8 protein-coding genes are annotated in these 16,220 nt (G+C 34.5%); all 8 read left to right on the top strand.

What is annotated here, in order from left to right; translation table 11 throughout:
• Window positions 1–148: 148 nt before the first annotated feature.
• The 8 genes from LNP22_RS14715 to LNP22_RS14680 all read left to right on the top strand — a co-directional run bounded on the left by LNP22_RS14715 (window position 149) and on the right by LNP22_RS14680 (window position 16,083).
• Window positions 149–1,117, top strand: coding sequence for a YheT family hydrolase (locus LNP22_RS14715; RefSeq protein ID WP_229974127.1), 969 nt, complete (start codon window positions 149–151; stop codon window positions 1,115–1,117).
• 403 nt (window positions 1,118–1,520) lie between these two features.
• The gene (locus LNP22_RS14710; RefSeq protein ID WP_229974126.1) at window positions 1,521–3,287 is read left to right on the top strand and encodes an Ig-like domain-containing protein; all 1,767 of its coding nucleotides are present in this window, start codon (window positions 1,521–1,523) and stop codon (window positions 3,285–3,287) included.
• A gap of 74 nt (window positions 3,288–3,361) precedes the next feature.
• Entirely contained in the window at window positions 3,362–5,380 is a 2,019-nt protein-coding gene (locus tag LNP22_RS14705; RefSeq protein ID WP_229974125.1) for an OmpA family protein, read from the top strand.
• A gap of 436 nt (window positions 5,381–5,816) precedes the next feature.
• A complete protein-coding gene (locus LNP22_RS14700) occupies window positions 5,817–6,275 on the top strand; it encodes an RNA methyltransferase (RefSeq protein ID WP_229974124.1) in 459 nt (152 codons plus the stop codon).
• Window positions 6,276–6,404: 129 nt separating this feature from the next.
• Window positions 6,405–10,100: a two-component regulator propeller domain-containing protein gene (locus LNP22_RS14695; protein ID WP_229974123.1), complete on the top strand. Its 3,696-nt coding sequence runs from the start codon at window positions 6,405–6,407 to the stop codon at window positions 10,098–10,100.
• Window positions 10,101–10,276: 176 nt separating this feature from the next.
• Complete coding sequence (locus tag LNP22_RS14690) at window positions 10,277–13,246, top strand: SusC/RagA family TonB-linked outer membrane protein (protein WP_229974122.1); 2,970 nt, start codon at window positions 10,277–10,279, stop codon at window positions 13,244–13,246.
• 16 nt (window positions 13,247–13,262) lie between these two features.
• Complete coding sequence (locus LNP22_RS14685) at window positions 13,263–15,005, top strand: RagB/SusD family nutrient uptake outer membrane protein (RefSeq protein WP_229974121.1); 1,743 nt, start codon at window positions 13,263–13,265, stop codon at window positions 15,003–15,005.
• Window positions 15,006–15,090: 85 nt separating this feature from the next.
• Entirely contained in the window at window positions 15,091–16,083 is a 993-nt protein-coding gene (locus tag LNP22_RS14680) for a purple acid phosphatase family protein (RefSeq protein ID WP_229974120.1), read from the top strand.
• Window positions 16,084–16,220: the final 137 nt, after the last annotated feature.

Genomic DNA, 16,220 nt, shown 5'->3' with positions numbered 1-16,220 from the left:
TTAGTTATGTTTTGTTACACAATTGCATCAGGATCTTATGTCTTATTGATAATTTGAAAAAATGTAATAAAAAAAGGACAGATTTAAATTGTGTATTGATTGATTTCATAGATTTGTATTCAAACCGGACCATAAAAACTTCTTTATCATGCCAATTATTGAACAATCAGAGTATAATTTTCCTTCTATTATTCATCGCAACAGGCATGTTTCTACTATTTATGCTGCTTTGTTTAAAAAATTTGACGCTCCTGGATATACAAGAGAAAAACTTGAGTTAAAAGACGGCGACTTTATCAATATTGATTTTATTCTAAATGATCCTAAAAAAGCAGTTATTTTATGTCATGGTTTAGAAGGCGATTCCCGTAGAACATACAATAATAGTTGTGCCGTTTATTTTCAGGAGAAAGATTTTTCAGTTTTTGCATGGAATAATCGCACCTGTGGAGGAGAAATGAACCGTTTGCCAAGACTTTATCATCACGGCGCAGTAGATGATCTGGACGCAGTAGTGAAGTTTGTTTTGCAAAAAGGATTTGAAGATGTTTACTTAATCGGATATTCAATGGGAGGTGTACAACTGCTCAATTATTTTGGCTGGACAAAAATGGATGAACGCATAAAGGCGGGAGTATGTATTTCTGTACCCACTCATATCGCAACAAGTGCCGAAGTGCTTAAACAGGGCTTTAACAGAGTTTATTTAAAGAATTTTACAATTGATATTAAAAGAAAACTAAAACACAAAGCGGCGCAGTTTCCGGATTTTATAAACCGTGATCAAATTGACGGCATTTCTTCTTTTGATGAAGTCGATCATTATTTTACCGCTCCTTTACATGGTTTTGCAAGCCGTGACGAATATTATCAGCGAGTTTCTCCTGAATTCTCTCTTAAAAATATTACCACTCCGGTTTTAATTATTAATTCTCTTGACGATCCTTTTTTAGGAGAAAGATGCTATCCAAGGGCTATAGCTCAAGAAAGTGAATATGTTTATCTTGAAACTCCAAAGTATGGAGGTCATTGTGCTTTTCCCCTGCGTAATTCAGAGTATTCTTATGCTGAGAAAAGAGCTTACGATTTTTTTGAATCTTGCAAAGAGCCTGCATAGTATTTTATAATTATAAAGTAATAAGGCTTTTATATTCGAATTAAAGAATTCATACTATTATGTATGTTGCTTTGCAATGTACTGACTTTTTATCCATTCTCTCTTCTTTTCCTTTACCAGTTATTCGTAAGGTCATTCAGTTGTTACTTCTAGTTTTAGTAATAGAAAGTAATGATCTTAATTCGGACTATGATATTAATCTGTTTAAGCTTTAAGTATTGAAAAAAGTCATTAAACATAGCTCATTACAGCGGTTACTGACTTATAAATCATAAATTATAGAAATCCACATACAAATAGTGTTAATAATACAACTCTCACTCTTAATTGTATAATGTTTAATTGTTTTTCGGCATCACCTTTACACAATCAAATAATCTAAATCTTAAACAAAACAAAATAAATGAAAATCAAAATTTTACTATTAACCTTTATTGTATTATGTATCGCATCTATCACTGGATGTGAAAATGATGATTTTAAAGAAGTCGCTGGAGAATGTCCTGTAGTTGAGTCTACAACTCCTTTGCAAAATGCATTAAATGTTCCTTTGGATCAGGTTATTAGCGCTACATTCAACGAAGATATGGATCCGAATTCTATTACTTCGACTTCATTTATTGTATCGGGAATGTCTCCTATAACGGGAACAGTTACCTATACCGGGAGAACAGCAACCTTTAGACCACAAGCTTTGCTTGAGGAAAATACTACGTATACAGCTAAAATTACAACAAAAGCAAAAGATGTAAATGGTAATTTTTTACAGCTCGAGCATGTATGGGTATTTTCTACAGGAATGCTTTTAAGACCTGTAGTTACTGCTGCAGATCCTATAAACAATGCCATTGGGGTTGCCTTAAATAAAACAATTTCGGCAACATTCAATATGGCTATGAATGCAGCTACCTTAAATAGTACTACTTTTAAAGTAAATCAAGGTACTAATCCTGTGGCGGGAGTAATTTCTTATACAGGATCTACCGTATCTTTTGCTCCTACAAATCCTTTATTGGCTAATAGAATTTATACGGTAACGATTACTGCTGGTGCAAAAAACTCAATAGGTACTGCGATGATAGCAGATTATTCATGGAGTTTTACGACAGATGGTGTACCCACAGTAACTGCTACAGACCCTATGAATAACGCTATTAATGTTGCTTTAAATCAAACTGTAACTGCAGATTTTAGCACTCTAATGGATGCAGCTTCAATCACAACAGCTACATTTACTTTAAAACAAGGCACAACCACAATTCCGGGTACTGTTTCTTACTCAGGTAACACGGCTTCGTTTAATCCAACAAATGCGTTGGCATTAGGACAAATTTATACAGCCACAATTACAAATGGAGCAAAAAGTGCTTCTGGAACAGCATTGACTGCTGACTATGTTTGGAACTTTACTACGGTACTTTTACCACCTGCACCTATAATTGTAGATCTTGGAACGGCTGCTATGTTTGGCTCTTTTGGCGGAAATGCCGGAGTAACAAATCAGGGATTAAATACAGTAATAAATAATGGAAGTCTGGGTACTACAGCAGCTTCAACCACGATTACAGGATTTCACGATGGCCTTATCATTTATACCGAAACACCTCTAAATGTTGGTAATGTGACGGGTGATATATTTACTGCCCCTCCGGCTCCAGGAACAGCTACATCTTTATTAATTGCAGAAAAAGCATTATTAGATGCAAATACAGCATATTTAAGTATTTCGCCAGCGGCAAAACCAGGTGGTTCTGATCCGAATGCAGGAGAATTAGGTGGATTGACATTGGCTCCGGGAGTATACAAATCAGCAAGTGGTACATTTAAAATCAGCAATGGCAACCTGACCCTTGATGCGCAAGGTGACCCAAATGCTACTTGGATTTTTCAAACTGCATCTGGACTTACTGTTGGAATTGCAGGGCCTACGGGTGCAAAAAGCGTTATCATGATCAACAACGGACAACCTAAAAATGTTTTTTGGTATGTAGGTAGTGCGGCTACTATTAACAGTGCCGGAGGAGGAACGATGGTAGGAACTATTATTGCCAATTCTGGTGTTACGTTTTCTACTGCCGGAAATGCAAATCAGACGGTGCTTAACGGAAGAGCGATATCTTTAGTCGCATCTGTTACTATGGTAAACACCACTATTAATGTTCCTAACTAAAACATTTACGAAATAATATATCCCGTCTTCGGGCGGGCTATTTCTAAAGAAAAATAATCACTAAATACATGTAAATGAAAACTAACATTAGTTTTAAAACAAATATAAAAACAACAAAAAATTTAGATAAAACACTGTTAAATAGGTTTTTATTTTTGTTTTTATTGTGTGTAAGTACGCCAACGATGCTTCAGGCACAAGAGGTTTATTATACAAAGCCTTCTTGGTTCTTTGGTGTGGCAGGTGCCACCAATTATAGTTTTTACCGTGGTTCAACACATCAGCTTAATGCTAGTTTAACGCCACCGGTTACTTTTCATAATGGCGAAGGTGCGGGACTTTATTTGGCACCGCTTGTAGAATTTCATCAACCAGATACAAGATTAGGGTTTATGTTTCAGGCAGGATATGACAGCAGAAAAGGTTCTTTCGATCAGAAATTTACTTCTTGCAACTGCCCTGCAGATTTATCTACAAAATTAAGTTATGTTACCGTTGAGCCGAGCATTCGTTTTGCTCCTTTCAAATCTAATTTTTATTTGTATGGAGGCCCACGTTTGGCTTTCAATGTCGATAAATCATTTAAATATACATTAGGAACAAATCCGGCCTATCCGGAACAAGAGGCAACGCCAGCTGTAAGAGGTGATTTTGATAATATGAAAGAAGTTCTTGTCTCGATGCAAGTTGGAGCAGGTTATGATATTCCGTTATCGTCACAAAATCATAAAACACAATTTATTTTGTCTCCTTTTATAAATTTTCAACCTTATTTTGGACAACATGCACGTACTGTCGAAACTTGGAGTACAACAACTCTTAGAGTAGGTATGGCGCTTAAGTTTGGACAGGGAAAAGCATTAGAAACTCCTGGTGCAGCAGAGTCTAAGGTACAGTTTTCTGTAAATGCTCCTAAAAATATTCCAGGAGAACGTAATGTACGTGAAGTATTTCCTTTACGAAATTATGTTTTCTATGATCTTGAATCGAATAAAATACCAAGTCGCTACAAATTACTGAAAAAAGAAGATGTAAAAGATTTCAATGAAGATCAGATCGGAATTACGCCTAGTGTAAATACATCTGGACGTTCTGCAAGACAAATGACAGTGTATTATAATGTAATTAATATTCTTGGAAATCGAATGGTGAAAAATCCTTCAGCCAATGTAAAACTTGTTGGTTCTTCTGAAAAAGGATCTGAAGATGGTGTTGCTATGGCCGAATCGATCAAAACATATTTAGTTACTGTATTTGAAATAAATGCATCAAGAATCACAACCAAAGGGCAATCAAAACCTGCTGTTCCGTCTGAACAACCCGGCGCAACAAAAGAATTAGTATTGCTTCGCGAGGGAGATCGCAGGGTTTCTATCGAAAGTAATTCACCAGAATTATTGATGGAATTTCAAGCGGGACCAGATGCACCTTTAAAACCACTAGAATTAGTTACTTTGCAGGAGGCACCTATTGACAGTTATATTACTATTGATGCAACTGGTGCAAAACAGGCCTATTCGTCTTGGTCTTTAGAAACTACAGATCCCGATGGAAAAGTAAAAACTTTTGGCCCTTATACTCAGGAAAAAGTAAGTATTCCGGGTAAAAGCATCATGGGAACTCGTTCTGAAGGTGATTATAAAGTAAAAATGATTGGTAAAACCAAAACTGGCGGTATTGAAGAAAAAATAACCACCACACACATGGTACTTTGGACACCATCTAAAACTGATGAAGGACTTAGATTCAGTATTATTTTTGAATTTAATAAATCAAAAGCAATCGCGATGTATGATAAATACCTGACAGAGGTTGTTACGCCAAAAATACCAAAAAATGCTGTAGTTATCATTCACGGCCACACGGATATTATTGGTGAAGAGTCTTATAATTTGAATTTATCTATAGACAGAGCCAATGAAGTAAAAGGAATTATAGAAAAAGCATTATCAAATTCGGGCAGAAAAGATGTAAAATTTGAAGTACACGGTTTTGGAGAAGACGAAAATATGTCTGCTTTTGAAAACAAACTTCCCGAAGAACGTTTTTATAACCGTACAGTGATAATCGACATTATTCCCGCAACAAAATAAAAATATAGTTTTCATTTTAATATACAAATTCAGTTGTATATGAAGGAGATAAACAAAATAGTAAGCATAAACTCAGTATTAGTGTGAGATGAATTTGTTAATTTTAGTGAAATCAACTACTATTAAAAGCAATAAAAATACGATCAGGAAGATTATATAGGAACATAAAATGGAAGATTATGTTTTTATGGACGGCCCGTCTTATACATCTGTATGAGGCGGGTTTTTTTTGAATCAAATTCTGAACAAAGTAAATTCACAACCTATTTAATTATAATTTATTCTGTGTTTACTATTTAAAATATAATGGAGTTACGAATCTTTTTTTTTACTTCAATCTAAAGAAAAAAGGAACTAATTTGGGATGACAATGCTACTTTTTATGATGTTTGTTTAAGTATTGATTTATGTCCTTACAGTTTGTACTTTTGTGTTTATGAATGATAACTTTGTAAATGAATATTTCGGGATAGGGATACAAAATGGTAAAACGCCTGAAAATTTAGGTGTTTTGTGGCGATCTGCTCAAAATTTAGGCGCTACTTTTATCTTTACCATTGGTAACCGATATGCCAAACAAGCCTGTGATACTCATGATGCGGTAAAAGCAATTCCATATTTTCATTATGATACTTTTGAAGTTTTTTATGAAAATTTACCCAAAGGTGCACGATTGGTGGGTGTTGAATTAGATGAAAAAGCTTGCGATTTAGAAACTTTTGAACATCCAAGACGTTGTGTTTATTTATTAGGGGCAGAAGATCACGGCTTATCCTCAAAAGTAATGGATAAATGCCATCATTTAGTAAAATTCAAATCAGAAAAAAGCTTGAATGTCGCAGTAGCAGGAACTATTATTATGTACGACAGAAACTTATCGAAACCACGTTCTTAAAGCAAAAGCTTTTTCTCTACTGTCTAAAGAAATTAGAGTATTAAGATTTGCTTGTTTTTTTAAACTTAACATACACTTTATGTTTAAGTAAACCTCTGATTGTATACTTGTAGGTTAAAAAACAAACAAATGGTTAGAGGGTTATTGATAATGTGTTTGATCACATTACAGTCATTTGGTCAACAAATAAAGTTCGAAAATTTTACTACCAATCAGGGATTATCCAATAATTCGGTAATAGATATTGAAAATGACAAAGACGGAGGGCTCTGGGTTGCTACCTGGGATGGACTGAATTATTACGATGGTCATAATTTTAAGTGTTTTAAGCACAATGCAACTGATCATGAAACAGTATCTAGCAATTATATTATCAAACTAAAAAAGGATACTTCTGGATGTATTTGGCTGATTACTAAAGAGGGTGACGTCAATAAATACGTCGGAAATGGTAAATTCAGGACATTTAAGTTTAAGACACTTCCGCAAAACATTTATTTATCTCGAAAAGGAAATATCGTCGTTCAAACCAGTACGGCTTACTACGAATTTATAAAGGGAGCTTTCAACGCAATATCCTATAATAAAGTACAAAAAACAAATTTGAGTGATCTCAAAAACAGCTTGCTTAAAGAATATCCAAGACTGATTATCAATGATGTTTTAAAAGATAAATTCGGAAATATTTGGTATGCTACCCAAAAAAACGGAATATATATTATTTCTAACAAAGGGGGCAAAAAAAACATTGAACACTTAACCTCAGACTTGTATTTGCCTTATTCGTTTAGCAGTAATGAAATAGAAACGCTTCACGAAGATGCTTTTGGTAACATTTGGTTAGGGCAAAAAGATGGCGGATTAAGTATGGCGTACACAGGTTCGGAAATGTTAAACACAATACTGCCACATCCTGTAAAACATCCTAATTTGCCAACGGAAACTATTAGAGCCATTACCAAAGATAAAGAGGGTAAAACTTGGCTGGGCTACTACACAAATGGACTCTATTATTACAATAAAAAAAATCATTCTTACGACAAGTTTAGAATAAAAGAAGCCGCTTTGCATCCGGATTGGGAAAGGGTCAGGAGTTTATTCACCGCCAGTGACGGAACAATTTGGGTAGGAACTTATAAAGGAATTATACGTATTTCAGGCTCTCAATATAGGTGTTATGAGGCTGAAAAAATCAAGGAATTGCCCAATAACAGATCTTATTCTATTTGTGAAGATGAAAATAAACAGCTTTGGATAGGGTGCTGGGGTGGTTTGGCTAAATTTAATTTAGTAACGGAAAAATGGGAGAGTTTTAAAGGACAAAATTTGTTGAATAAATACCACATCAGATGTGTCAAAAAAGACAAACAGAGTTTAATTTTAGCTACCGAAAATGATGGTGTACTTATTTTAAATTTAGAAACCGGTAAGTTAGAACAAATTTCAACCCATCAGGGTCTTTTGGGCAATAGTGTTTATTCTGTTCTAATTGACAAAAATACTCATAATTACTGGATTGCTTCATTAGGAGGTGTTAGTGTTTTTAATAAAAAAAAGGGTCTGATTAAGAATATTATAGAGACGGACGGACTTCCTAGTCACATGGTGTATGGTCTTATCGATAACGGAAATAAGGTTTGGATGAGTACCACTAAAGGAATTGCATCTGTTGCTAAAAACAACTTTAAAATCACATCATACAATCCAAATCATGGGTGGCAGGCACCAGAATTTTCAGAAGGAGCCTATTATCAGGATAATAAAGGTCTTTTGTATTTTGGAGGAGTAAATGGACTTAATTATTTTGATCCGAATAGTCTTCGTACCAACACATCAGTTGAAAAGATCAAATTAAATATCGATGGTATCGAAAATTATTTGCCCGTAATAGAAAAGAGTTTTACGGATAATGAATTAGAAATAGAAATAGTACCTATTGTCTTTCCGAGAGAAAATTCAGCCCCAATTTATTATAAGTTAGAAGGAAGAGATAAAAATTGGATTTTATTACGAGATACCAAAAAAATAGAATATGGTAATTTATCTTCGGGAGAGTACCATTTTTTGATTAAAAAAGGCGAAAAAGGAGCAGTGAAGCCAGCCTTTTTTACGCTTCATATCAGGAAAGCTTTTTATGAAACAATATTGTTTTACATTTTATTATCAGCTTGTATTTTATTGTGTTGTATCACGCTGATTTATTTTAGAAATAAAACTGCAGCAGCGCAGCAAAAGTACTTGGTGGCAAAAATAGGAGCGCGAACCGCCATTATCGAAAAGCAGAAGAAAGATCTACAGGCTATCAATGAGAAACTGGATGAAAAGAACAAAAAAATTTCAGAGCAGAAAGAGAAACTTTTAAAACTTCACAGCACTCTTAAAAACGAAAATTTTGAAATCGAAAAATTTAAAACTTTTATGCTGGCAGAGTTTCAAGAGCCAATTGCTGAGATCATTAAAATTTCAAGTACGTATAAAAAAGATAGCGAAGTGCAACGGGATTTACTTTTTCAATCAGGTAAATTAGCGAATCTGATCTCGGGATGGAATTATTTGAGTTATGTAAAAGATATTGGACCGATCAGAAAATCGGCGGTCAATTTGTTTCCCGTTTTAAAGAATAGTATCGAAAAATTAAAAGAAGAACTGCAGCACAGTCAGGTGAACTTAAATTGCGAAATAGAGAATGCTGTCTATTTTGTATCTGTAGATGTATTGCGGTTAAAGTTACTTTTGCAGTATTTTTTTAATGATATCTGCAAATATTCTGAAACAGATAGTACTTTACATATTGAAATAGGGTATGAGGATAACTTCTTAAAAGTGAGTGTTATCTCTGATAGTGTTATCTTAAAAAATAATTGGTATAATATTCTACATTACAGTCCTTATTTTAAAGCATTAAATGTGTTGTTGGAAGATTTGAATGGGAATTTTTTTGATTATTCTGATGAAAAATTCAAAAGTACTTTACAAATTCCTTTAGAATTAGCGGCCGAAAATTTAAAAATGAAGGAAACAATTTCCTGGAAGCATTTCAGCGAACAGGATCAGCTTTCGCTGGATAAAGAATTGTTTTTGGTTTTTAGCGATCAGTCAGATTACACCGCAGCAAATCAGATTTTAGAGAATAATAATTATCATTTGCTTTTCGAAAATTCGGTAGCTAATTTAAATTCAGCTTTAACGCAATTAAACGTTTCTGTTTTGGTGTTTTATCAAGCGACATTCTCAAAAGAATTGGTTCATTTTTTAGCTTCTCATAAAAAGATGTCAGGTCTCAAAATACCGATGATTTATATCTCAGAATACATTAATTATGAATTGCATGAACAATTATTAGAGTTAGGTATCGATACACTGATTCAGTTGCCTGCAAGTTCCTCATTTATTATGAAAAAGATACGTTCTCTGCTTGATAAGAACAAAGAGGCATTAAAGGAAAATAAATTGCAGCAAAAAATATTCGAAATTTTAACAGAAGACACTCCTTTTTTAACCAATAATGATAAGTTGGTCAAGCAAGCTTTAGAAACTATAAAAAAGGAGTTGCAAGATCCTTCTTTTAATGTTGAAACACTTGTAGAAACCTTGGGGATTTCGAGAGTGAAATGCTACCGTATTTTTAAAGAAACATTAAATCAGTCACCTTCAGATGTAATAACCTCATTTAGATTACAGAAAGCAGAAATATTATTAAGAACCAAAAAATTGAATATTTCTGAGATCAGTTTTGAGTGTGGTTACAATGATCCGAAATACTTTGGACGTTCTTTTAAAAAATATTTTGGAAAAAGTCCTAAAGAATACAAAGGATTCTCTTAGAAAATTTGTTAGCCCTGTGTTTACAGAAAGTTATATGAATGTTATTGAACAAAACACCCCTTTTTTGTAGTTAATTTTATCCTAATTTGAATCTAAAATCCTCATTAATGCATCAAAATTACCCCATTTGGCAGGATTCATAAAATACTTTTGGCAAAACATAAAATAATATTTAAATGAAAAAAGTTTACGCATTATTAATTCTTGCCTTAGGATGTATGTCCTATTCCTATGCGCAGGTATCAGTATCTGGAGCTGTATTTTCGGGTGCTGAAAAAATACCAGTACCGGGAGTCTCAGTTTATATAAAAGGAGAGCCTAAAGGAGCTGTTACGACAGATTTTGACGGTAATTTTGTAATTAAAGCAAAACAAAACGATGGTGTTTTAGTTTTTTCTTATGTAGGATTTCAAACAAAAGAAGTAGCTTTCTCTGGGAGTCAAAAACTGAGTGTTTCTTTGACTGAAGAGGTTAGTACTCTTAATGAAGTAGTTGTTGTAGGTTATGGTTCTCAAAAAAGATCGGATGTAACCGGAGCTATTGCTTCTGTAAAGAGTGAAAATTTTAATAAAGGAGTGGTAGCAAATGCTGGACAGTTGATTCAAGGTAAAGTTGCCGGGGTTAACGTTACAGCCGCAAGTGGTGAACCGGGAGCTTCTCAGGACATTATTATTCGTGGAGTAGGAAGTTTGCGTTCAGGAACAACACCGCTTTATGTAGTAGACGGTTTTGCTTTGGACAATAGTAATAACGGTGTTGCTTCAAATCCTTTAAACTTTATCAATCCACAGGATATCGAAAGTATTGAGGTACTTAAAGATGCATCTGCATCTGCTATTTACGGTTCGAGAGCTGCAAATGGGGTGATTGTAATCACAACTAAAAAAGGATCAAAAGGAAGAAGTCAAATCAATCTTTCTATGACTTCCGGATTTTCAACATTAGCCAACAAGGTTGATGTTTTTAGTGCTGATGAATTTAGAAAACAAGTTGTAGCAGTAAACGGAAATTTACAAGATGGTGGAGCAAATACAGACTGGCAGGATGAATTGACCAGAACAGGTGTTTCTCAAAACATTAATTTCTCCATGAGTGGTGGAACTGATAAATCAACTTATGCCGCGTCTTTAGGGGTAGATAATCAGGAAGGTGTTTTACGAAATAGTGATTTAAAACGTTATTCAGGACGTTTAAATTTAAACCAAAAAGCCCTTAATGATAAATTTAATGTTGCTTTTAATTTGACAGGTACTAAACTGGAAAATTCAAGACCTGACGCCAGAAGTATAGTAGGGAATATGCTAACAATGAATCCCACAGATGCAGTTTATGTAGATGGACAGCCAAATGTTAACTTAAGTAATGATGTTTTGAATCCTTTAATCAGTGAGCGACTTTACTCTGATGAAACGAACAACAATCGTATTTTGGCCAATATTGCACCATCTTATGAATTTATAAAAGGGTTAACTTATAAATTTAATTTAGGAGTAGATTATTCTATGTCTGAGAGAGATATTCAGGTCTTGCCATACAGATCGGCTACAAACACGACTTTAGGATCTTTGAACAATATCGTTACGACCAATAACAATATCTTATACGAAAATACACTTACTTACAATTTTAGTAAAGAGGCTCATAATTTTACAATTTTAGCAGGTCAGTCGTATCAAAAAATACAAGTAAATCAAAAGAGTTATAATTTATCCGGATTTCCTGATAATGGTGTTGAGCCAAAAAATCAGATAGAAACTGCAAGTGAGCGCACCACTCAGGCTTCGTCTGCAGTAGAAAACGAACTTCAGTCTTTCTTCGGAAGATTAAATTATGGCTATGATAACAAATATTTGCTTACAGCAACTATGCGTGCTGACGGTTCGTCTAAATTTGGTAAGAATAATAGATACGGATACTTTCCATCTGTAGCTTTGGGTTGGAATATTACCAAAGAAGATTTTCTAAATGAATCTGAAATTGTTAATAATTTGAAGTTAAGAGCAAGCTGGGGACAAACTGGTTCACAGGAGATTCCTTCTAAAATAACAAAAGCAAGTTATACAGAAAGCAATACAGGAAACGATACGTATCCTTTAGATCCTTCTGCAACAGATTTAGGCGGATATCCTTATGGCTCTATTTATACTCGTTTGGCCAATCCTAACATTCAGTGGGAGGTTTCAACGCAGACCAATATAGGGGTAGATTTTAGTTTATTCAATAATAGAGTTTCAGGGACTATTGATTATTTTAACAAAGTTTCAGAAAACATTTTATTAGAAGTAGCGCCTGTAGATCCTATTCAACCTACATCAAAATATTGGACAAACATTCCAAATATGGAGATACAAAACAACGGTATCGAAATTGCTTTAGATTATAGCAGCGATAAAAGCCGTGATTTCTCTTATAGTATTGGCGGAAATATATCTTTTACAGAGAATAAAGTAGAAAATTCACCTTATAAAATATTGACTACAGGTGGAGCACAAGGAGGTGGACAGTCTGGAGCAACCATAAATGGAGTCCTAAACGGGCAGCCTATAGGTTCTTTTTACATGCTAGACTTTACAGGAATTGGTGCTAATGGTTTAAATCAATTTGCTGATACAAATAATGATGGTGCAATTCTTGACGATGACCGTATTGTTGCTGGCAGTGCATTACCAGACTATATTTATGCTTTCTATTTGAATTTTAAATATAAAAACTGTGATTTAGGATTTAATTTTAATGGTGCAGGCGGGAACAAAATTTACAATCACGTAGCAATGACTTCATTCAACAGAGGAAGCCTAGCAAATTCTTTTAATACCACAGACCGAGCTTCAGAATTTTCAAACGAAGCCTCTACGAATTCAAATACCGTATCTACAAGATATTTAGAAGATGGAAGTTTCTTACGATTAAATAATGCAACTCTTGGTTATAATTTAAGTCCAAAATCAATTGGACTTGATACTGTAATGGATAATATTCGCCTTTCGTTAACTGGACAAAATTTGTTTGTGATCACAAAGTATAGTGGTTACGATCCTGAAATAAACACGGGTACTGCTGTTGGTGATATTCAGTCTTTTGGAATTGATTATTTCAGTTATCCTAGAAGCAGAACCGTTTTAATTGGCTTAAACGTGGCATTTTAATTAAAAATAATATAACATGAAAAATAAAATAATAATAACAGCTCTTGCATTCGGTTTATTATTTACTTGGAGTTGTACCGACTTGGAAGAAAAAGTATTAGATGAATCGTTGAATGGCAGCGGTCAAGGAGATGCAATTAGTGGTGCAATTGCTCCGGCTTATGGTCAATTAAAAGCGACTTGGATACACACCAACAACTTTGGTTTGCAGTTAATTGCCAGCGACGAAGGTATTTTGCCTTACAGAGGAGGAACAGACTGGTATGATGGCGGTAAGTATCTGGCTGTACACGCACATACTACCACACCTACAAACGATTTGGTTACAAGTACATGGAATGAGCTTACAAAAAACATTTCCAGAACATTGTCTGCTATTGAAGTGTTGACTCCTCTTGCAAAAAGCGGAAATGCAGAGGCTCAGGGAGCATTGTACGAAATGAAAGCCTTGAGAGCTTACCTTAATATGCTTACCTTGGACAGTTGGGGAATTGTGTTTAAAAAAGAATCATCAGCGAGTACTTCAGAAATACTTCGCGGAACAGATGCAGTTTCTTATATCGAAAGTGAGTTATTGTCTGTAGCCGATGTTATTAATACGACCAAAGGACCAGGAAGAATGACACAGGCTGCCGTTTGGGGACTTCTTGCCAGATTGAATCTGAATGCTGCAGTTTACCGTGATCCTTATGGTACACCTACATTTGCTGCTGCCGATATGGATAAGGTAATTAAATATACCGATAACATTATTAATTCTGGTAAATTTAGCTTATCTCCTGAGTATTTTGACCTTTTTGACGATGCGAACAATTCAAATAAAGAATTAATTTTTGCTTTAGATCAGCGCGGAGTTTTAAGAGATGAAAATAACCGTTGGGCTTACTGGTCAATTCCGGGCTCAATGTTCCCTAGACCGGAATCAATTAACGCAGACGGAACAGATGGTCCGGCCATTACTTCAGATTTCTATCAGACATGGGTTGATGCTTATGGTAACGTAGATCCTGCTGATGCCGACTCGAGATTTTACAAGAACAATGCACAAGTACCAGCAAATTTGAAGGATCTTACTGGGCTTTCACCTTTAAACGATCAAAATCATTATTACTGTGTAAAAGGAGAGACCTTTGAAATAGACAGAGGAATTATGAGAGGTATTCCATGGGCAGCAAGAAAAGATGCTAATGGTGCATTTTTTAAATGCGATGGCGGGTACAGAATTTATCCTGTTAAACAAATAAAAGGGAATGGACCTGACAAAAATGTGGGTTACGTTAATCTTACGCTGAAAGTTGATTTTACTAAGGAAGGAAGTACACATGCAGCTGGATATAGAGTCTCTAAATACCAATTTAGTCACACTTCTCCTGATGGAAATTATTTTAGTAGCGTAGATATGGTACTGCTTAGATATGCTGAAATTTTTATGATGCGTGCCGAAGCCAAATTAAGAAAAGGAGATACCGCTGGTGCATTAGCAGATATGAATACTGTAAGAACATCAAGAACTGCTCGTGCTCCAATTCCAGCGGCTCTTCCAACGATCAATTTAGATATTTTGTACAGAGAATATGGTTTTGAATTTTACTGGGAAGGTCTGAGAAGAACCAATCAAATACGTTTTGGACATTATGAGGACAAATGGACTGAAAAAACAGATACAGATGTAAACAAAAGATTGTTCCCAATTCCTCAAGTTGCTATTGACGGGGCTTCTAATACTCCGGGATATTTGGTGCAGAATAAAGGATATTAAAACAAATAGAGTATAGATTTAATTTGAAGGCTGTTGGTTTTTCAAAGAGAGACTAAAAAGCCTTCAAATTTTTAATTTTAATAAAATGACAATACCAGTATTAAAAAAATATATATTCAAAGTATTTATTTGCACACTTTCTGTAAATTTTGCTTCTGCTCAAACAAAAGATACTAGTATCAAAAAATACCCAAATGCTCTTAATTTTATTGTAATGGGGGACTGGGGTAGATTTGGCGAAGACCATCAAATTCCTATAGCTAAGCAAATGGGTAAGACGGCTACTGCTATCAATCGTGATTTTATAATTTCTACAGGAGACAACTTTTACCCAATAGGTGTTGCAAGTGAATATGATCCGCAGTGGAAATCTTCTTATGAAGATATTTATACCGATTTTTCATTGCATTGGAACTGGTATCCGGTGTTAGGAAATCATGATTATGCCGGTAATCCGGATGCGCAGGTTGCTTACTCTAAAATAAGCCGTCGCTGGAATATGCCAGCCCGATATTACAGCAAGACATTTAATATAAACGGAGATTCAAACCAACAGGTATTAATTGCTTTTATAGATACAAATCCTTTAATTCCTGAATTTTACAAAAACGAAGTGTATGGTAAAAATGTAATTTCACAAGATACCACTGCACAAAAAAAATGGCTTATTAAAACCTTATCAGATGCGCCTAAAAGTGTTAAGTGGAAACTCGTTGTTGGACACCATCCTTTGTTTACTGCAACTCTAAAAAGGCGAGAAAGTTATGATACCAAAGCAGTACGTAAATCATTAAAATCCTTATTTGATAAATACGAAGTAGATGCTTACATAGCAGGTCATGATCATGATTTACAGCATTTATTGCCAGAGGGCAAGACAAATTATTTCGTTTCGGGATCAGCTTCTGAGGCTACTCCCATCGATCAATTGCCAATTAGTAAACTGGCTTCTTCCGAATACGGATTTATGACATTTTCAGTTCTCCCCGATACATTATATGTGCAAGCGGTTAATGAAAAAGGAGAAGTCATTTACAGTACCGAAATTAAAAAACAAGAAAATCTTCGACAGAAATAAATATGCCGAATTTACTTTATGGTAATTTAATCTGTACATATTCTGCTGATAATTTAAGTATTACATAAATAAATTTGCCTTTTTAAAGCAAGGCGGATAATTAATAATTTTGTTTGTTTTGTTTATTTTTTTTTTTG

The organism is Flavobacterium flavipigmentatum (genome assembly GCF_020911905.1).
GTDB lineage: Bacteria > Bacteroidota > Bacteroidia > Flavobacteriales > Flavobacteriaceae > Flavobacterium > Flavobacterium flavipigmentatum.
Note: the sequence above shows the minus strand (reverse complement) of the source record. Positions and strands in the feature narration are given on the sequence as shown.